This window comes from Corynebacterium renale (genome assembly GCF_002563965.1).
GTDB classification, from domain to species: Bacteria; Actinomycetota; Actinomycetes; order Mycobacteriales; family Mycobacteriaceae; genus Corynebacterium; species Corynebacterium renale.
The window spans coordinates 1679521-1697889 of record NZ_PDJF01000001.1 but is presented as its reverse complement, the minus strand read 5'-3'; the positions used below and the strand labels follow the sequence as shown (position 1 = coordinate 1697889).

18 protein-coding genes are annotated in these 18369 nt (G+C 55.5%); 6 read left to right on the top strand and 12 right to left on the bottom strand.

Annotated elements, in window-relative coordinates; translation table 11 throughout:
• Positions 1-32: 32 nt before the first annotated feature.
• Positions 33-1535, bottom strand: a complete 1503-nt coding sequence (gene mqo / locus ATK06_RS07935) for a malate dehydrogenase (quinone) (RefSeq protein ID WP_098389150.1) — start codon at positions 1533-1535, stop codon at positions 33-35.
• 336 nt (positions 1536-1871) lie between these two features.
• Here mqo and ATK06_RS07930 point away from each other — a divergent pair, with 336 nt between their 5' ends.
• The 4 genes from ATK06_RS07930 to ATK06_RS07915 all read left to right on the top strand — a co-directional run bounded on the left by ATK06_RS07930 (position 1872) and on the right by ATK06_RS07915 (position 5403).
• Positions 1872-2879 carry an alpha/beta hydrolase gene (locus ATK06_RS07930; RefSeq protein WP_169916279.1) on the top strand — a complete coding sequence of 336 codons (1008 nt, stop codon included), beginning with the start codon at positions 1872-1874 and terminating at the stop codon, positions 2877-2879.
• A gap of 11 nt (positions 2880-2890) precedes the next feature.
• Positions 2891-4270 (top strand): mycothione reductase, encoded by a 1380-nt coding sequence (mtr, locus tag ATK06_RS07925; RefSeq protein ID WP_048379253.1) that lies wholly within the window; start codon positions 2891-2893, stop codon positions 4268-4270.
• Between the two features lie 219 nt (positions 4271-4489).
• Entirely contained in the window at positions 4490-4951 is a 462-nt protein-coding gene (locus ATK06_RS07920; RefSeq protein ID WP_098389148.1) for a hypothetical protein, read from the top strand.
• A 41-nt stretch (positions 4952-4992) separates the two neighbouring features.
• The gene (locus tag ATK06_RS07915; protein ID WP_048379256.1) at positions 4993-5403 is read left to right on the top strand and encodes a hypothetical protein; all 411 of its coding nucleotides are present in this window, start codon (positions 4993-4995) and stop codon (positions 5401-5403) included.
• 120 nt (positions 5404-5523) lie between these two features.
• On the opposite strand, the gene map is transcribed toward ATK06_RS07915, so the two are convergent.
• The 4 genes from map to dxr all read right to left on the bottom strand — a co-directional run bounded on the left by map (position 5524) and on the right by dxr (position 10258).
• Complete coding sequence (gene map, locus ATK06_RS07910; protein ID WP_048379259.1) at positions 5524-6402, bottom strand: type I methionyl aminopeptidase; 879 nt, start codon at positions 6400-6402, stop codon at positions 5524-5526.
• A 112-nt stretch (positions 6403-6514) separates the two neighbouring features.
• Positions 6515-7693 carry a flavodoxin-dependent (E)-4-hydroxy-3-methylbut-2-enyl-diphosphate synthase gene (gene ispG / locus ATK06_RS07905; RefSeq protein ID WP_048379260.1) on the bottom strand — a complete coding sequence of 393 codons (1179 nt, stop codon included), beginning with the start codon at positions 7691-7693 and terminating at the stop codon, positions 6515-6517.
• Between the two features lie 115 nt (positions 7694-7808).
• A complete protein-coding gene (locus ATK06_RS07900; protein WP_048379261.1) occupies positions 7809-9020 on the bottom strand; it encodes a M50 family metallopeptidase in 1212 nt (403 codons plus the stop codon).
• A 59-nt stretch (positions 9021-9079) separates the two neighbouring features.
• Positions 9080-10258, bottom strand: a complete 1179-nt coding sequence (gene dxr, locus ATK06_RS07895; protein ID WP_048379262.1) for a 1-deoxy-D-xylulose-5-phosphate reductoisomerase — start codon at positions 10256-10258, stop codon at positions 9080-9082.
• Positions 10259-10474: 216 nt separating this feature from the next.
• Here dxr and ATK06_RS07890 point away from each other — a divergent pair, with 216 nt between their 5' ends.
• Positions 10475-10921 (top strand): DUF2631 domain-containing protein, encoded by a 447-nt coding sequence (locus ATK06_RS07890; protein WP_048379263.1) that lies wholly within the window; start codon positions 10475-10477, stop codon positions 10919-10921.
• 117 nt (positions 10922-11038) lie between these two features.
• Here ATK06_RS07890 and rlmN read toward each other — a convergent pair whose 3' ends face one another.
• The 6 genes from rlmN to rpsB all read right to left on the bottom strand — a co-directional run bounded on the left by rlmN (position 11039) and on the right by rpsB (position 16596).
• The gene (rlmN, locus tag ATK06_RS07885) at positions 11039-12142 is read right to left on the bottom strand and encodes a dual-specificity RNA methyltransferase RlmN (protein ID WP_098389147.1); all 1104 of its coding nucleotides are present in this window, start codon (positions 12140-12142) and stop codon (positions 11039-11041) included.
• 79 nt (positions 12143-12221) lie between these two features.
• Positions 12222-13103 (bottom strand): phosphatidate cytidylyltransferase, encoded by an 882-nt coding sequence (locus tag ATK06_RS07880; RefSeq protein WP_098389146.1) that lies wholly within the window; start codon positions 13101-13103, stop codon positions 12222-12224.
• 91 nt (positions 13104-13194) lie between these two features.
• The gene (gene frr, locus ATK06_RS07875) at positions 13195-13749 is read right to left on the bottom strand and encodes a ribosome recycling factor (protein WP_048379651.1); all 555 of its coding nucleotides are present in this window, start codon (positions 13747-13749) and stop codon (positions 13195-13197) included.
• 79 nt (positions 13750-13828) lie between these two features.
• A complete protein-coding gene (gene pyrH, locus ATK06_RS07870; protein ID WP_220271480.1) occupies positions 13829-14515 on the bottom strand; it encodes a UMP kinase in 687 nt (228 codons plus the stop codon).
• A 260-nt stretch (positions 14516-14775) separates the two neighbouring features.
• On the bottom strand, positions 14776-15603 hold the full coding sequence (gene tsf, locus ATK06_RS07865) for a translation elongation factor Ts (RefSeq protein WP_048379266.1): 828 nt from the start codon (positions 15601-15603) through the stop codon (positions 14776-14778).
• A gap of 198 nt (positions 15604-15801) precedes the next feature.
• The gene (gene rpsB, locus ATK06_RS07860; RefSeq protein ID WP_098389145.1) at positions 15802-16596 is read right to left on the bottom strand and encodes a 30S ribosomal protein S2; all 795 of its coding nucleotides are present in this window, start codon (positions 16594-16596) and stop codon (positions 15802-15804) included.
• Positions 16597-17035: 439 nt separating this feature from the next.
• Here rpsB and ATK06_RS07855 point away from each other — a divergent pair, with 439 nt between their 5' ends.
• Positions 17036-17479 (top strand): M23 family metallopeptidase, encoded by a 444-nt coding sequence (locus ATK06_RS07855; protein ID WP_048379268.1) that lies wholly within the window; start codon positions 17036-17038, stop codon positions 17477-17479.
• On the opposite strand, the gene ATK06_RS07850 is transcribed toward ATK06_RS07855, so the two are convergent.
• Entirely contained in the window at positions 17476-18360 is an 885-nt protein-coding gene (locus ATK06_RS07850) for a tyrosine recombinase XerC (RefSeq protein WP_048379269.1), read from the bottom strand. The genes ATK06_RS07855 and ATK06_RS07850 overlap by 4 nt on opposite strands.
• Between the last annotated feature and the right edge of the window lie 9 nt (positions 18361-18369).

Below are 18369 nucleotides of genomic sequence, written 5' to 3'. Positions count from 1 at the left end.
AAAATTGTGGGTGAGTCTTTGCCGGTGGTGTTTTAGAACTCCTGAGGGTTGTCCAGTTTTAGAACTTCCTGCGAGTGCGTCCATACCTTTTCAAACAGTTCTGGCTCACGGGATAGGGGCTGGCCGTACGAAGGGAAGAGTTCGTACAGCTTATCCGCCCAATCAATCATGTACTCGCCGAAGCAACGTTCGAGGAGCTCGATCATCGCGGCCGGAGCGATGGATGCTCCTGGGGACGCACCGAGCAGGCCTGCGATGGAGCCCTCAGCATTGTTGACCAACGCGGTACCGAATTCGAGCGAGCCAAAACGTGGTGCTGGTGCCGGCTGAATAACCTGCACGCGCTGACCAGCGACAACGGTCTCCCAGTCTTCATTGCGAGCATTTGGGACGTATTCGCGCAGAGTGTCCATGCGGTCGTCGAAATCCTTGAGAACTTCGGACACGAGGTACTTCGTAAGATCCATCTCCTGGACCGCAACTCCCAAATAAGACGGGATGTTGTCCGGGCGAATGGACTTGAAAAGATCCAGGTACGAGCCCTTCTTCAAGAACTTCGGCGACCAGCCTCCGAACGGGCCAAACAGCAGTCCGGTCTCACCATCAATAACGCGGGTATCTAGGTGCGGCACAGACATAGGCGGAGCGTTCTTAGTTACTGCCTTGCCATACACCTTGGCGTGGTGCTGCTTAATCAGTTCCGGGTTGGTGCAACGCAGCCACATGCCAGAAACCGGGAAACCAGCTATGCCACGAACTTCCGGGATTCCCGCTGTACGCAGCAGGTCCAGCGCGTAGCCGCCAGCACCAACGAATACGAAGTTTGCGCGGACTACGCTCTGGTCGCCTGTGTGGACGTTCTTGACGTGGACCTTCCACTTCTTCCCATCGGCTTTAATTTTGGTTACTTCGCTGCCGTAACGGATTACAGTTCCCTGCTTGGTTGCATTGTCCAAGAATTGCTTGGTCAGGGCACCGTAGTTGATATCAGTACCCACATTGGTCCAGGACACTGCAACCTTGTTGGAGAAGTCACGCCCTTCAGACATCAGTGGCAATTTTTCCTGGAACACAGCGTCATCATCGGAGAACTGCATTCCTGGGAATAGCGGTTGGGAAGAGAGAACCTCATAGCGGTGGCGGAGGAAGCGGACTTGCTCTTCACCCTGCGCAAGCGAGACGTGTGGAATCGGGTTGATGAACTCTTTCGGATCACCAAGCTGGCCGGTTTCTACCTGGTGTGCCCAGAATTGGCGTGACAGCTGGAACTTTTCATTAATCCCAACCGCCTTGGTGATGTCAATCTTGCCGTTTTTCTCTGGGGTGTAGTTGAGCTCGCACAAAGCTGAGTGGCCAGTGCCTGCGTTATTCCATGGGTAGGAGGATTCCTGTGCTGGCGCGTCGAGCCGCTCAAAAATTGCTTGCGTCCAATTAGGTTCGAGTTCTCGGAGGATAGCGCCCAAGGTGGCACTCATGACTCCGGCACCAATTAGTGCAACGTCGACTTCATCTGTAATTTTCGTGGTGTTCGACATATGGCACTTCCCTCTACGTTTCGCCATTAATCTCACCGGCGCCGCCACACCGTGAAGTCTTTCCAGAGCCAAGAAGGCCTGCATATGACTATCGAGCATGGCGAGCGCCGGTATCTGGTTATGTGACATTACAGCATACGCGTCATGCTTTTTATGCGACGTACACCACCCGTTGACATGCAATTCCCGATGAAACATGGGGGTATCCCCATCTTTTTGCTACCCCCGAGCCGTGCACTCACCCATCCCGCAATGCCAAATCTGAAAAGACGACTCTCAGTTTCGCAACTAGCCCAGTCCGTTGCCGGCGTTGTTTCCCTTACAGTAGAAGGAACCATGAACCACTCGGCACAGTTTCACGACACGTCGTGGACAGAAGATGTCCTCGGCCCTGATTTCCAGTCTCTAACCCTTGACCTTGGGCCAGATTATGATGAGCCCGGCAACGCTGTAGCTACGCTCGTCCGATATCATCCGGCCTACGGCGTAAGCGGGTGGGGTTCACGCCCGGCTTTACTGTGGGTGCACGGCCTCAGTGATTACTTCTTCCACCGTCACGTTGCGGAGTACTTTCATAGGCACGGCTTTGCTTTTTATGCCGTCGATTTGCGCAAAGCTGGACGCTCGGAGCGCCCAGGCACTAGCCCACACTATGTGAGCAATTTGCGCCATTATTTTCCTGACTTGGACGCTGCCACCTCCGTCATCGCACAGCAGCACACAGCCGTTATCCCGATGGCTCATTCCACAGGTGGCCTTACCGTCTCCCTGTGGGCGGCGAATCGTACCGGTGCACACACGCGAGCCGCACAGTACATGCCTGGTGTCATCCTGAACAGTCCCTGGCTAGATTTGCAGTTCCCTACCCCCGTTGCGACAGCCGTCCGGATGGCGTCGAGAAGCGTGGGAAAAATCGCGCCACGTTTGCCTATCCCCGATGACAGCCTGGGCGCGTATGGCCAATCGCTCTACCAGGGCGCGCACGGACACTGGGATTTCAATACGGAGTGGAAGCCACTGGGCGGGGTGAAAAAATACGCGGGTTGGATGCGCGCCATCGTCAATGGCCAAGAAGCGGTTCACGATGGATTGACGCTTCCCATGCCGGTTCTCACTCTGTGCAGCACGAGGTCGTTTAGCCCTAAGGAATATTCCTCGGCGTGCGACGTTGCTGATGTTGTGCTTGACGTCAACGACATCACACACTGGGCGGCCAAACTCGGGAGCCCAAGTACCGTGACTCCGATTGAAGGGGCGCGGCACGACGTTTTCTTATCCCAACCGCATGCTTTGAATAACGCACTGAAAACTACACTGACCTGGCTAGAGAGCCTGAATATTTAAGGAGCGCAACCATGAACACCCATTATGACCTCATCATTATCGGCACCGGGTCGGGCAATTCACTTCCCGACGAGCGCTTCGACGACAAACGCATCGCCATCATAGAAAAGGGCACGTTCGGAGGCACCTGCCTAAACGTAGGCTGCATCCCCACCAAGATGTACGTTTACGCCGCCGACGTCGCCTACGAGGCACGCCATGCTGCAAAACTTGGGCTCGATATCGACTACAAAGGCGCGGACTGGGACAGCATTGTGTCCCGCATTTTCGCCCAGCGGATTGACCCGATTGCTGCCGGCGGAGAGGCATACCGTCGTGGTTCTGAAACCCCCAACATAGACGTCTACGACGGCCATGCCACCTTCACCGGGCCAAAAACCATCACCACAGCACAAGGCCCTACTCCGGTTACTATCACGGGCGACCAGATCGTCATCGCAACCGGTTCACGTCCAGTAATCCCAGAAGCCGTTGCTGCATCCGGCGTTAAGTACCGCACCAACGAAGACATCATGCGGTTAGAGAAACAGCCAGAGTCGCTGATTATCTACGGTGGCGGATACATCGCAATGGAATTTGCGCACGTCTTTGACGCCCTGGGAACGAAGGTGCACATCGTGGCACGTTCTCCACAACTACTACGGCATGTAGACGACGACATCGCCACCCGCTTCAATGACCTCGCCTACGAACGCTTTGATGTCCGTGGTGGCCGAACTATCGCAGACCTAACGCAGGAAGGCGATCAGGTTGTGGCCACGCTTGACGACGGCACCACCATCCACGCAGACGAAATCCTTGTAGCAACCGGCCGAGTTTCCACAGCTGAGGGGCTCAATCCTGAAGCAGGAGGGGTTGAACTTAAAGACGGACGAATCGCTGTAGATGAGTACGGTCGCTCTGTCTCCGCAGACGGGGTTTGGGCACTGGGCGACGTTTCTTCCCCCTACCAACTCAAACACGTGGCTAACGCAGAAGCACGGGCCGTTCAGCACAACCTCCTTCACCCCGACGATATGCGGGCACTTCCCCATGACCTGGTGCCAGCGGCCATTTTCACTCACCCACAGATTGCCACCGTCGGACTTACCGAAGAAGAAGCACGCGAACAAGGCTTGGACATCGCGGTGAAGATTCAAGCGTACGGAGACGTTGCCTTCGGGTGGGCTATGGAAGATACCACTGGCATCGTAAAACTCATCGGAGACAAATCCTCCGGGCGCCTAGTCGGGGCGCACCTCATGGGACCACAAGCCTCGACCCTGATCCAACAGCTCATCACGATTATGGCGTATAAAATCGACGCCCGCGAGGTAGCACGGAATCAGTACTGGATCCACCCGGCATTGCCCGAAGTTATCGAAAACGCCCTGCTTGGACTTCCTTGGTAACTATTAACTCCGGCAAATATATAGGTGGGAGAAAAGATAAATTTTTCTCCAATTATTCGATTTTGCTGGCAATTGAGTGTAAGGCCCATTACGGTGTCACAGTGTAAGACTGTGGCAATCAGTCTGAATTACAATTACCCAGGTTGCTGGGTATACATATTCGCCACACACTATCCACTTCACTAGTGTGTGATGGTTCGACCAAGATTGGAAAAATACATGCGCACTCTCCGCACTACAGTAGTTGCAGCAGCTTCCGTTGCAGCTCTGACCCTGGGCACCTCCGCAGCTGTCGCAGCCGAGACCCCTAATGCCAACAACTCTTCCTCCACCACGACCACCGGTGCACAGGAAAACAACGGCTCCTCCAAGAAGGAAGAGAACGCCGGTGCACAGGAGAACAACGGCTCCTCCAAGAAGGATGAGAACGCCGACAACACCAATTCCGGTTTCAAAGAGGGTGGCACGGGCAGCTCCAAGATCGGTGCACGTCTCGATGCTGACAAGCCTGCTGACGGCCAGGCTATCTTCGGCTCTTCCAAGGATCTTAACTCCCAGCCTGCATGGGCTAAGCTGGTCTACGCTCTGACCTGGCTCGGTGGCATCGGCTCCTTCCTTGGCCTCATCGCTGGTCCGCTGTACAACTTTGCTGTACACGGCCTCCCACAGATCAAGTTCTAATCTCACTCCGCATCTGAATAGAAACCAAAGAAGGGTATACAATGCGTAACATCCGCAACGCTGCTGTGGCAGCAATTGCCGCATCCGCAATCGCACTGACCGGCACCACCGCAATTGCTCAGGAAAACACCACTAACCAGACGCCTAACTACTCCCAGCTTGAGGACTTCGGCAAGACCGAGCCAGTTGATCAGAACGACGTCAACGAGGCTCTCAAGAAGGACATCGCTAACGGTGGCTCCTCCCACATCGGTAAGGTCCATGGTTCCGACCAGCAGGTCACCGGTGTAGATCTCCTCGGTTCCTCTGTCGACAAGGATGCAGCAAACTGGGCGAAGATCTGGCGCGACGGCACCACCGTTGGTGTTATCGGCGGCATCCTCGGCTTCATTGTTGCTGCTTTCAACCTGGCTAAGTACCAGGGCCTGATTCCGCACAACTTCCCGTTCTAAGCCCTACTTTCTAGGTCTTTTAACGTCATCCGCACCCTTAGGGGTGCGGATTTTTATGTACGTAGCGCAGTAAGCGGCCGTAAGGACTCCCATCCCTACGGCCGCTTGCGCTTTTCGTGTTTAAGCTTTTCCAGAATCTGGAATCGTCAAAATCTCGTTACCATCTTCGGTAATAACCAAAGTGTGCTCAAACTGCGCAGTGAACTTGCCGTCACGGTTCTGCACGGTCCAACCGTCATCCCAAATGTCGTAATCGAGGCTTCCGAGGTTCAGCATAGGCTCGATAGTCAACGTCATACCAGGCTCCAAGACCTGGCGATATGCGTCGGAATCGTAGTGCAACACAATAAGCCCATTGTGGAACGTAGTGCCTATGCCATGTCCGGTGAAATCTGTGACAACGTTATAACCAAAGCGCTTGGCGTAGGATTCGATGACACGTCCGATAACGTTAATCTCACGGCCCGGTTTTGCCACCTTAATACCGCGCATCATTGCCTCATGAGTACGTTCCACCAGCAGGCGGTGCTCCTCAGAAACATTACCGGCCAAGAAGGTAGCGTTCGTATCGCCGTGGACGCCATTTTTGTAGGCGGTGACGTCAATATTGACGATGTCGCCATCCTCAATGACCGTTGAATCCGGGATGCCGTGGCACACGATTTCATTCAGCGACACACAGCTTGCTTTCGGGAAGTGGAGGTAGCCCAAGCACGAGGGGTACGCACCATGGTCACACATGTACTCGTGCGCGACCCGGTCTACTTCGTCAGTGGTGACGCCCGGAGCAACAATCTTGCCGGCCTCCTGAAGCGCGTTCGCAGCGATTTTAGAGGCCTCACGCATCGCCTCAATGACCTCGGGGGTCTGGACGAACGGTTCGCCAATGTTCTCTTGAGCTGAATCTTTCCACACGTATTCTGGGCGCTCGATCGATTTTGGAACATCTCGGATGGGGGTGGGAGTTCCAGGGGTCAGTTTTCCTCGTAATTCAGACATGCCACCATGGTAGTCCCCGTACTTACCCGAGCCACGGCTGGGTTACATGGCACAAAAAGATAACCGCCTTCCCGGTTGCGAGGTGGGGGAAGGCGGCTTTTCCTGACAGATACTACTGAGTGACCTTCACGGTTGCGGCAGAACCAAGAGTCTGCGCGGCTTCAATCTCGGCTGGATCCATGTCCTCGATAAGCTGTGCGGCCTCTTCAAGCAGGGTCTCCACAATCTTGGACTCGGGGACAGTCTTAATTACTTCACCCTTGACGAAGATCTGTCCTTTACCGTTGCCAGATGCCACACCAAGGTCGGCGTCTCGAGCTTCGCCTGGGCCGTTAACGACGCAGCCCATAACAGCAACACGGAGCGGTACGTCGAAGCCCTCGAAGGCAGCCGTGACTTCCTCAGCCAGGGTGTACACGTCAACCTGGGCGCGACCACACGATGGACAGGAAACGATTTCCAGACCACGAGGACGCAGATTTAGGGATTCCAGAATCTTCTCCCCTACCTTGATCTCCTCGACGGGGTCAGCTGAAAGGGAAACGCGGATGGTGTCGCCGATGCCGTCGGCAAGCAAAGAGCCGAAAGCTACGGCAGATTTAATAGTCCCCTGGAACGCAGGGCCCGCTTCCGTGACACCGAGGTGCAGCGGATAATCGGTCTGGGCGGCGAGCTGACGGTATGCCTCGACCATGATTACAGGGTCGTTGTGCTTGACCGAAATCGCGATGTCACCATAACCATGTTCTTCGAAAAGACCCGCCTCCCAGACTGCAGACTCTACGAGTGCCTCCGGGGTGGCCTTGCCGTACTTCTCCATGATGCGCTTGTCTAGGGAACCAGCATTGACGCCAATACGAATCGGGATGCCGGCGTCTCCTGCTGCTTTAGCTACTTCCTTGACACGGCCATCGAATTCCTTGATATTGCCGGGGTTCACACGCACGGCCGCACACCCTGCTTCAATCGCAGCAAAAATATACTTGGGCTGGAAATGGATGTCAGCAATTACCGGAATCGGAGATTTCTTCGCGATGATTGGGAGCGCGTCGGCGTCGACAGTCTTAGGGCAGGCGACACGCACAATGTCGCATCCCGTAGCAGTTAACTGTGCGATCTGCTGCAGTGTTCCGTTGATATCGTGGGTCTTCGTTGTGGTCATCGACTGCACAGAGATCGGGTGGTCCGATCCCACCCCCACGCTACCTACCTTAAGCTGGCGGGTTTTCCGGCGTGGCGCCAAAACAGGTAGCGGTGCCTCCGGTAAGCCGAGACCAATAGGGGTAGACACAGTAAGAATCTCCTTGCAAAACTACATCTGGATAAACGGTGCTATTGCCCCTCGAGCATACACCTTAAACAACTTCTCACGCGCTCTGGCTGCGCAGCAGTCCATCGCATTACGCCTAACCGAAAAGACGCACTGGATTCACCACATCCGCAACGACAAACAGCACACCGACAGTCAAGAGCGCTGCAGCAATTGCGTACGTAATCGGCATCAGACGCGTGTAATCAGCAGGGCCCGCGGGCGGTAGGCCACGGAGACGACGTACGGCATCGCGAATTTTCTCGTACACAACTACTGCCACATGTCCGCCGTCAAACGGGGGCAACGGGATCAGATTAAACAGAGCAAGGAAGAAGTTCAGCGAAGCAAGCATCAGCCAGAACATCGACCACAGCGAACGTTCAACAAATTCGCCACCCACCCGCGAAGCGCCAACAACACTCATTGGCGAATCAACTTCCCGCTCTGCTCCGAAAATGCTTAATGCAACGCCAGGAATTTTGGCAGGCAATTGGACAAGCCCCTTGACCGTGCCCTCCAACAGATCACCGGAGTATTTAAAAGTGGCGCCTACCGCCTCAGCTGGGCTAAATACCTTGATGGCATCAGGGATGGCGCCTCCGACGATTCCTATTGCACCAAGCGTGGTGGGTGTGCCGTCGGCAGCGTATGCGGTGACCTCCGCGACGGGAACGTCGATGGTGGTGGGGGTGCCGTCGCGAAGCACATCGAGAGTTACTGTTTGCCCGGGCTTGTCAATGACGTAATCACGTAACTGGACGAATGCCTCTAACTTATTACCATCGACTGCAACGATTCGGTCGCCGGCCTTGACACCAGCCGCACCAGCGGGGCCAGGTCCTGAACAGGGCTCCGATTCACCGACGGCATTGCGATCAGCCACGCATACCGTTTCCCCTGCTATCGGTGTCATATCCGCATACGGGTTCGGGATACCCGAAGTCACTGCCACGCCGAAAATGATTGTCAGACCGACGAGAATGTTCATGGCAATTCCGCCGAGCAGCACGGCAATCCGCTTCCACGCGGGTTTGTTGCGCATCGCAAACGGGGCTTCTTCAGGCGTGACCTCATCCAATGCAGTCATGCCGGCAATTTCGCAGAATCCCCCAAAGGGAACCACTTTGACGCCGTATTCCGTTGTCCCCTTCTGAGTCGACCACAGCGTGGGCCCAAAGCCAACGAAATACCGCCGGACGCGCATTCCGCTCCATCGGGCTACGGACAAGTGCCCAAGTTCGTGCAGCGCAATCGTCGCAGCAATTCCTACCGCAAACAAGACCACGCCCAATAAGTATACGAGCACCGAGTCCCCTTTACACCTCGACTCTTTCAGAAGCACATAACGCTAGCACCCTCCGCTAACTAGAGGCCAGCGAGATACTCCTGAGCTGCAGCGCGCGCTTCTTTTTCAGCATCGAGAATCATATCGACGCTGGTAATTTCTGTAGCCCAGTGCCCCAGCTTCTCGACGACATACCCCACCGTGTCAACGATCTGCGGAAAGTGAATCTGACCATCCAAAAACGCAGCTGCTGCTTCTTCGTTAGAAGCGTTATAGACAGCTGGCATGGCTCCTCCAGCCCGAGCAACAGTACGCGCAAGCTCTACTGCAGGAAACGCCTCGTTGTCTACCGGCTCGAAATCCCATGAGAACGCCTGAGAGAAATCAACAGCCGGCTCAACTTCTGCAACTCGATGCGGCCAATTCATCGCCAACCCGATCGGCAGTTTCATCGATGGAACAGAGGCCTGCGCGATCGTTGCACCGTCTGTGAAAGTCACCATTGAATGGATGATCGATTGTGGGTGGACCGTCACATCAATGGCGTCTGGGTCGACGCCAAACAAGAGCGCCGCCTCAATGAGCTCCAACCCCTTGTTAATTAAGGTGGCGGAATTCAAGGTATTCATCTGACCCATAGACCACGTCGGATGAGCAGCGGCCTGCTGTGGGGTAACCTCCCACATTTCTTCGCGCGACCAGCCGCGGAAAGGGCCACCCGATGCAGTGAGAACTAGTCGCGCTACTTCCTCATCGCGACCAGAACGCCAGCACTGCGCCATCGCTGAATGTTCAGAATCAACCGGGATTATCTGACCAGGAGCTGCCTGCTTTCGCACGAATTCGCCACCGGCAACGAGAGATTCTTTGTTCGCCAGCGCTAAGGGAACACCCGCTTGGATAGTTGCAAGCGTGGAGTGTAGACCCATCGATCCGACCAAGCCATTCAAAACAAGGTCGACATCCCCATCGGCTAACGCTGCTTCGACGAGCTGATGCGCTGAATTCGGTCCGACCACTACCCCATCGCCCAGATGCGTAACGACGGTATCTGCTGCCTTTTCCGACGCAATAGCTACACGGTGCGCGGGCACACTGTGGCGCTGGGCTTGTTCTATAAGGAGTTCCGGGCTTCGGCCACCAGCCGCCAAACCGGCGACGCTAAAAAGATCTGGGTTTTCTTCAATAACTTCCAGAGCCTGAGTGCCAATTGAACCAGTAGAACCGAGAATGAGAATCCGCTTTTTCACACATCCCATTGTGCCCTGTCGTACAGTTTCCTGCTCCACCGGCCTATTACCGCACAAAGTATGAGGGTTAAACAAAAGATTGAGTTTTAGGCATTCGAGCAGGTGCGAAGTGGGGTCAGCCGTGGACATGTGGCACAATAAGAGCAGTATTGTGCGTGGTAGATAGCCCCTTAACCGGGCCCAATTGCACAACTCGCGTAAAAACACTGTAAAGGAGCATTGGCCGTGGCTGATTCCCACACGATTGAGCCTGAGATCTACAACGGGGTCTCTACCTTGGACGAACCATCTGCAGCATGGGGCTGGCACGACATCGGAGGGCGCGCCATTCAGATTGCGGGCTGGATTTCCGTCGCTTTGCTGCTGCTGATGAACTTTGGCAACCACCACGGCCACGTAGAAACCATCTGGCTGTGCACCTTGGCAGCCGTTATTGCGCTCGGCCTGATCATTCACATGGTCCAACCGAAGTTGAAGAACCGCCGCACCCTCACTGCGCACAACAAGCCGGTGGGTTACAAAGAACGTGCTTGGAACTATGAGCAAGCTACGCTGTCCGGTCCTTACGCCGAGCTTAGCGATTCCGAGCTGCGCGCACTCAACATCGATCCAGCACGCGTAGAGCACCTCCGAGTCGCCCCATCACAGGGCAAGCACGCACTGGATAATTAAACGCTTCTTACGCAAACGGGCGGACCTCATCGTTGAGGTCCGCCCGTTTTGTTATGGCAGAAACCGGGTGAGGCCATAGGGCTACACGCCCCTACGGACTCACGTAATCATCCATACTTACTGCGACATTTCGTCAGCCTTTAACTGGCCACATGCTGCAGCGATCTCCGAACCCTTTGTATCGCGAACAGTGCACGTAACGCCTTGTTCCTGAACACGTCGCACAAATTCGTCCTGCTGTGCCTTAGGCGAGGCGTCCCACTCACTACCCGGTGTTGGATTGAGTGGAATGACGTTAACGTGAACCTTAGGCCCCAGTGCCGCATGCAGCTTTTTACCTAACATGTCGGCGCGCCAGCCTTGATCGTTCTTATCGCGAATAAGGGCATATTCGATAGACACGCGGCGGCCCGATTTGTCGGCGTAATACCGTGCCGCATCGAGAACTTCTGCGACCGGCCAGCGATTATTTACCGGGACTAGTTCATCACGGAACTCATCATCAGGTGTGTGCAGTGACACCGCAAGCCGGATGGACATTTCTTCGTCAGCTAGCTTGCGGATCGAGGGTGCCAAACCGACGGTGGATACAGTCACGCCACGTTGAGAAATTCCGAACCCTTGAGGCGCAGGAGCAACGATCTGCTTCACTGCTCCGACAACGCGTTTGTAGTTCGCTAACGGCTCCCCCATGCCCATGAAGACGATGTTAGACAATCGCGATCCCTCAGACTCCATTGTGGCTGCCGCATTGCGCACCTGTTCCACAATTTCAGCCTGGGAAAGGTTGCGATCCAAACCGCCCTGTCCCGTCGCGCAGAACGGGCAGTTCATTCCGCAGCCAGCCTGGCTGGAAATGCATAGTGTCGCTCGGTCGGGGTACCGCATGAGTACCGATTCCAACAGGGTGCCGTCGTGAAGACGCCACAAGGTTTTTTGCGTCTCGCCGTCGTCGGTCGTTTGATCTCGTAGCGGTGTCATCAACGTCGGGAAGAGCTTTTCCTTGACCGCTTCGCGCTTGCTTTCTGGAAGATCTGTCATCTCCATGGGGTCGGCTTCATAACGCGTGTAGTAATGCCGCGCGATTTGGTCCGCGCGGAATTTGGGTAAGCCAATCTCTGCCAGAGCGTCGATGCGCTCTTCGCGGGTCATATCAGTGAAATGTTTCGGGGGCATGCCACGCTTGGGGGCAGCAAATTGTAGTTTTACGGGTGTAGCCATGGGCGACCTAAACATGATGAAGTATCTCGTGCCAACCGACTAACGCCGGTAACGCGAGATGCGGAACGGGATTGTGTATCTATAGCAAAGAAGAACTTACCAGGATTGTCAAAATCAGCCATGTCACCGTCGCCGCAGGAAGCATTCCATCGAGGCGATCCATGAGCCCGCCGTGCCCCGGCAGCAAGGCTGACATATCTTTGATTCCCAATTCGCGCTTGAATTGGGATTCCACAAGGTCACCTAACGTAGCGCACACAGCTAGAAGGACGCCCAGAATAATCCCCAACCACGCCGCAGTCCCGAAGATCCAGTGAATAGCCACCGCGCCCGTGATTGCCGCGGTGATAACAGACCCTGCAAAACCTTCCCAGGACTTTTTCGGGCTCACAGCCGGTGCCATCGGGTGCGAACCAAAGAAGACTCCCGCGACATATCCACCGGTATCGGAGGCGATAACGCACGCCATGAAGGCGATGATCAGGGCGCTTCCGGAGGCGTGCGGGGCGTCGATAAGCATGATCATTGCCGCGAAACTTGCAAAAAGCGGCACCCACGTCAGGACAAAAATGCTCGTCGAAAGATCACGAAGATAGTTTTTCGGTGCGGCATTGGGCCCGTTAATGAAAAGACGCCTCACCATTACAGCCATGACCGAAGCCACGAAGCCTGAGAGTGCACCGACGACGCCGAAAGGCCACGAAGCCCACACAACGAGCTGGCCCCCGGCAATGAGTAGAAGGCGTGGGACCTGGTAGTTCTTTTCCCGCAAACGGGTAGTTACTTCCCACGTGCCAAGCCCCGCGGCCAGCGCTACGAGCGGGTACCATCCGGCCGGGCCGACGTACAGGGCTAAGAGAACAAGTGCAACGAGCCCCAACGCGACCGGGATAGCAGCTTTGAGGTTACGTCCCGCAGAGTTTCGGGGCCCTAGGGTAAAGCGTGGTGATTGTGAAGTCATGCCAACTCCTTGGGCCTCTATGAATCCAGTAACTCGAAAGGGACGTAAACGGAAAAAGGTGTGGAAAAGAAGACTGAAGCTTGGTGCAGCCTTAGACTTCCATCAGTTCCTTTTCCTTGTTCTCAACGATTTCGTCGATCTCTGCTACGTATTTTGCAGTGGTCTTATCGAGCTCCTGCTCAGATGCGCGGATTTCGTCCTCGCCGGCTTCGCCGTCCTTTTGCATCTTCTTCAGAGCTTCCATGCCAGAACGACGAACATTACGGATAGCAACCTTGCCGTCTTCGCCCTTAGACTTGGCCAACTTCACCATGTCGCGACGGCGCTCTTCAGTCAACTGAGGAACGGTGACGCGCAGGACGAGGCCGTCGTTAGTTGGGTTTACACCCAGGTCCGAATTACGGATAGCCGTTTCGATGGCGTCCATGACGGAAGGCTCATAAGGCTTAATCAAGAGCATGCGTGGCTCGGGGACAGAGATCGACGACATCTGCGTAATAGGTGTCAAGACACCGTAGTACTCCGCCATAACACCGTTAAACATGTTCGGGTTAGCACGTCCAGTACGGATTGTGGAAAGGTCCTCACGGGTGTGCTCAACAGAGTTCGTCATGCGCTCTTCGGCGTCGAGCAAAATTTCTTCCATATCAGCCATAGTTATTCTCCTTGTACCTTTGGTTATCAATACGCGAGGGCGCGAGCACATACACACCGCCCTGGGCAGTCTATGAACTTACTAGTGTACCGATTCGCTCGCCGGCGCACGCGCGTGCGATATTTCCTTCGGTCAGCAGGTTAAACACCAGAATTGGCATGTCATTGTCCATGCACAAGCTGAATGCAGTGGCGTCAGCGACCTTGAGGCCCTTTTCGATAGCCTCCCGTGGAGTAATCGATTCAAACAGCTGTGCGTCCGGATTCTTGCGTGGGTCGTCATCGTAGACACCATCGACGGCTTTTGCCATGAGCAGCACTTCCGCACCGATTTCCAGAGCTCGCTGCGCTGCAGTGGTGTCGGTAGAGAAATAAGGCATGCCCATACCTGCGCCGAAGATGACTACACGGCCCTTCTCCAAGTGTCGGGAAGCGCGCAGCGGAAGGTACGGTTCAGCGATCTGCGCCATGTTGATGGCCGTCTGAACACGCGTATCGACGCCACGCTGCTGCAGGAAATCCTGAAGTGCCAAACAATTCATGACTGTGCCCAACATGCCCATGTAGTCAGACCGCGCACGGTCCATTCCGCGTTGCTGCAGCTCGGCACCGCGGAAGAAGTTACCGCCGCCAATGACTACTGCGACCTCAACTCCAGCGGAAGCGACTTCGGCGATTTGCTTCGCGACGTTGTCGACAACGTCAGGGTCAATGCCGACCTTGCCGCCGCCGAACATTTCACCACCGAGTTTGAGCATGACTCGCTTGTAGCCGTGACCGCGTTTGAGGGCTTCTTCAGTACTCACTGACTTTGCTCCTTGCACATTAATGTTGCTGCTGACAATTCTCGGTGTTTCATCCTACCGTCTCGCGGTTCGTTCACCTAGTACGACTCCACCACACTGGAGGACTGACCACTCATTCATCGTCTTCACTGGCGAAAAGGGCAGAAAAACGCCCTGTGCTGGAAACCAACACAGGGCGTCGTAGGTGCATTCACACCATGAATGCGATTGGCTTATGCCTGGCCAACCTCGAAGCGTGCGAAACCGGTAACGGTGATGCCAGCTTCGTCAGCAACCTGCTTGACGGTCTTCTTGCTGTCAGCGACGGAAGCCTGGTCCAGAAGGACAACGTCCTTGTAGAAGCCGTTGAGACGACCCTCAACGATCTTCGGGATAGCCTGTTCTGGCTTGCCCTCTTCGCGGGTGATCTGCTCCGCGATGGAGCGCTCTTTCTCAACAACCTCAGCTGGAACATCCTCGCGGGTCAGGTACTGAGCCTTCATCGCAGCAATCTGCATTGCAATACCGTGGGCAGCCTGCTCAGCAGCTTCGCCTTCGCCGGTGTAGGCAACCAGAACGCCAACTGCAGGAGGCAGGTCAGCAGAACGCTGGTGCAGGTATACAGCTACGTTGTCGCCGACAAGGGTGACTGCACGACGAAGCTCGAGCTTCTCGCCGATCTTTGCAGACAGTGCCTCAAGGTACTGTGCTGCGGTCTGCCCCTCAACCTCAACTGCTGCGAGCTCTTCAGCGGAGTTAGCCTTTGCGTCTGCTGCAGCCTTCGCGATGTTCTCAGCAACAGTGATGAACTCCGCGTTCTTTGCAACGAAGTCGGTCTCAGAGTTGACCTCGATCATGGTGTTGCCGGATACAGCAACCAGGCCTTCTGCAGCGTCGCGCTCTGCACGCTTTCCGACGTCCTTTGCGCCCTGGATGCGCAGGATTTCAACAGCCTTGTCAAAATCGCCTTCGGTCTCTTCCAGAGCCTTCTTGCAATCGAGCATGCCGGAGCCGGTGAGCTCACGGAGCTTCTTAACATCTGCGGCAGTGTAGTTCGCCATGTGGAGCGATCCTCCTTGTTATTTAGGTTCGGTAACCAATGAAAGATGGTAGTCGAATACTTCGCACTGTGTCGTGTGCGGAAATCTCTTGCGGGCGGGTGAACCCTACCCTCATAAAGCAAGCACCCCTGGCGGCCGAATACGCGCGGCCTGCGCTGTGTTCTCGGTCTATCCAGGGGTTTAGCTAAGAAGTGAGTTTTACTCAGCGGACTGCTCAGCAGCTTCTGCTTGAGCTTCTTCCTTCTTCTCAGCTTCTGCAGGTGCGTCGCCAGCAGCTTCGCGCTGTGCTGCAAGCTGACGCTCTTCGCGTGCCTGCTTACCAGCAACAACAGCCTCGCCAATGATGTGGGTCAGCAGGTTGACGGAGCGGATTGCGTCGTCGTTGCCCGGGATTGGGAAGTTGACATCGTCTGGGTCGCAGTTGGTGTCAAGGATCGCAACAACTGGGATGTTCAGCTTGTGCGCTTCTGCAACAGCGATGTGTTCCTTGTTGGTGTCAACGATCCAGAGTGCGGAAGGAACCTTGGTCATGTCGGCGATACCGGTCAGCACGCGCTCGAGCTTCTGACGCTCGCGGGTGAGCATGAGGATTTCCTTCTTGCCGCGGCCTGCGTAGCCGTCCTCTGCAGCGTCCATAGCCCGCAGTTCCTTCATGCGTGCAAGACGCTTGGAAACGGTCTGGAAGTTGGTCAGCATACCGCCGAGCCAGCGGTGGTTGACGTATGGCATGCCAACACGCTCTGCCTCGGTCTGAACTGCTTCCTGAGCCTGCTTCTTGGTGCCAACGAAGAGGATGTTGCCGCCGTGAGCAACGGTCTCCTTGACAAACTCGAAAGCTTCGTCGATGTAGCCGAGAGTCTGCTGCAGGTCAATGATGTAGATGCCGTTACGGTCGGTGAAGATGAAACGACGCATCTTCGGGTTCCAACGGCGAGTCTGGTGGCCGAAGTGGACACCAGCATCGAGTAGCTCACGCATGGTTACAACTGCCATGGTTTTAGCCCTCTTTCTTCAAGTCTAGATTTTCGGTTAACGTCCACGTAGGTTTTGTCAGCTTGTCCTACGACCTGGCGGAAAGCGTTATGCACACCCAACACCCTGGTAAACAGGGACCACGTCGGGAGTGTGCTTCCTTTACATCAAGGAAGCCGCGTAAATAATCTGTCCGCGCGAAGTCAGTGCATGGCAAAAACACACACTGCTAGCGCCACAACTTACTCCAGCAGCCCGCTTATTCCAAACTGAAACACCCGGTTGGGCCGGAATTATCCACAGCAAACCTCATGAGTCACACTGGCACCATATTCCACAGCTCGCGCTACCGCCATGCGCAGACTCGAGAAAATTCCCGCACACTGGCTTTATGATCAGCACACACTCTAAGCACTTTCGTTTATTTGCCTGTTTTGTAGTCGTCGGCGCCCTGATATCCATGCCCACGAAGGCTTACGCCTACGTCAATCCTGTAACCGGCGACAGCACCGCACGTGGCGTCACTCGTGGTTTCGCCCCGCCCCCAAAACCGTGGCTGGCAGGACACCGGGGCGTTGATGTGGAGGCGCCACTCGGAGCACCCATCCTGGCTGCAGAAGATGGTGTGGTTGCTTTCGTCGGGGTCGTCGCTGGAACCCCTGTTGTTTCCATCGACCATCCCGACGGAATCCGGACCACGTACCAACCGGTCCTCGGTACCGTGCAAGTAGGAGCCGACGTCAGAGAGGGTCAAGTTATCGGTACATTGACCGCCGATACCCAACACTCCGAAGGCCTGCATTGGGGTGCACGCCCAGGAGGCCAGCAAGACCTATACCTCAATCCGCTTTCTCTACTAGACGCTCCTGCAATCCGTTTGAAGCCAACACGGGGACTCGTCTAGGCACGCGGGTGTGCCTGTTTGTACAGATTTTTCAGACGTTCCGAGCCGACGTGCGTATAAATCTGTGTTGTCTGCATTGAGGAGTGCCCGAGCATCTCTTGAACTGCACGTAGGTCTGCGCCCCCTTCTAACAGGTGAGTCGCAGCGGTGTGCCGTAAGTCGTGTGGGCTCAGACCATGGACTCCAGCGCCGTTCGCGGCCTTATCTACGATTCGACGCACTTGACGGTCATTAATTCGCCCGCCTCGGGTTCCTAGGAAAAGAGCTGGGGGGCTTTCAACGTTGGCGAGCTCTGGGCGACCTTCTTCAAGCCATGCCCGTACCGCTTGCAGCGCTGTCGTACCACAGGGAACGACTCTGGTCTTGTTTCCTTTACCCACCACGGTCATGGTGTTCGTTTCCCACTGAATATCGCGCATATCTAGTGCGCACAGTTCACTGACCCGCACCCCGGTAGCGTAGAGCACTTCAAGCATCGCCTTATCCCGCAACGTTTGGGCGTCATCTTTAGATTCCGGGTGTTCTACGATTTCGGAGGCTTGCCGAACACCCAGCACAGTTGGGAGATGACGGCCAGTTTTCGGGGTTGCTAATTTGGCTGCAACATCCTGGTCAAGGTATCCATTCTTCGTTGCCCAGGTAGAAAACGCCCGGGCGGCGGCTATGCGGCGTGCAAGAGTCGTCGCAGCGATGCCATCGTCGACCTGTTCGGCGAGCCAGGAACGCACCTTGCTTAGCGTGAAGTCCGCAAACGAAGGCACTCGACGCGCAAGCTGGAGTAAATCCGAACGGTATGCGGTAGCCGTGCGTTGAGAACGCCCCTTGACAAGAACAAGATACTCGGCGAAATCTTCAACGGCTTCGGCTACCTGAGCAGACATAGTCCACCA

Coding starts and splice junctions, on each gene's coding strand:
- mqo (WP_098389150.1), bottom strand. CDS start 1,535: ATGTCGAACACCACGAAAATTACAGATGAAGTCGACGTTGCACTAATT.
- ATK06_RS07930 (WP_169916279.1), top strand. CDS start 1,872: ATGAACCACTCGGCACAGTTTCACGACACGTCGTGGACAGAAGATGTC.
- mtr (WP_048379253.1), top strand. CDS start 2,891: ATGAACACCCATTATGACCTCATCATTATCGGCACCGGGTCGGGCAAT.
- ATK06_RS07920 (WP_098389148.1), top strand. CDS start 4,490: ATGCGCACTCTCCGCACTACAGTAGTTGCAGCAGCTTCCGTTGCAGCT.
- ATK06_RS07915 (WP_048379256.1), top strand. CDS start 4,993: ATGCGTAACATCCGCAACGCTGCTGTGGCAGCAATTGCCGCATCCGCA.
- map (WP_048379259.1), bottom strand. CDS start 6,402: ATGTCTGAATTACGAGGAAAACTGACCCCTGGAACTCCCACCCCCATC.
- dxr (WP_048379262.1), bottom strand. CDS start 10,258: ATGGGATGTGTGAAAAAGCGGATTCTCATTCTCGGTTCTACTGGTTCA.
- rlmN (WP_098389147.1), bottom strand. CDS start 12,142: ATGGCTACACCCGTAAAACTACAATTTGCTGCCCCCAAGCGTGGCATG.
- ATK06_RS07880 (WP_098389146.1), bottom strand. CDS start 13,103: ATGACTTCACAATCACCACGCTTTACCCTAGGGCCCCGAAACTCTGCG.
- frr (WP_048379651.1), bottom strand. CDS start 13,749: ATGGAAGAAATTTTGCTCGACGCCGAAGAGCGCATGACGAACTCTGTT.
- pyrH (WP_220271480.1), bottom strand. CDS start 14,515: ATGCTCAAACTCGGTGGTGAAATGTTCGGCGGCGGCAAGGTCGGCATT.
- tsf (WP_048379266.1), bottom strand. CDS start 15,603: ATGGCGAACTACACTGCCGCAGATGTTAAGAAGCTCCGTGAGCTCACC.
- rpsB (WP_098389145.1), bottom strand. CDS start 16,596: ATGGCAGTTGTAACCATGCGTGAGCTACTCGATGCTGGTGTCCACTTC.
- ATK06_RS07855 (WP_048379268.1), top strand. CDS start 17,036: ATGCCCACGAAGGCTTACGCCTACGTCAATCCTGTAACCGGCGACAGC.
- ATK06_RS07850 (WP_048379269.1), bottom strand. CDS start 18,360: ATGTCTGCTCAGGTAGCCGAAGCCGTTGAAGATTTCGCCGAGTATCTT.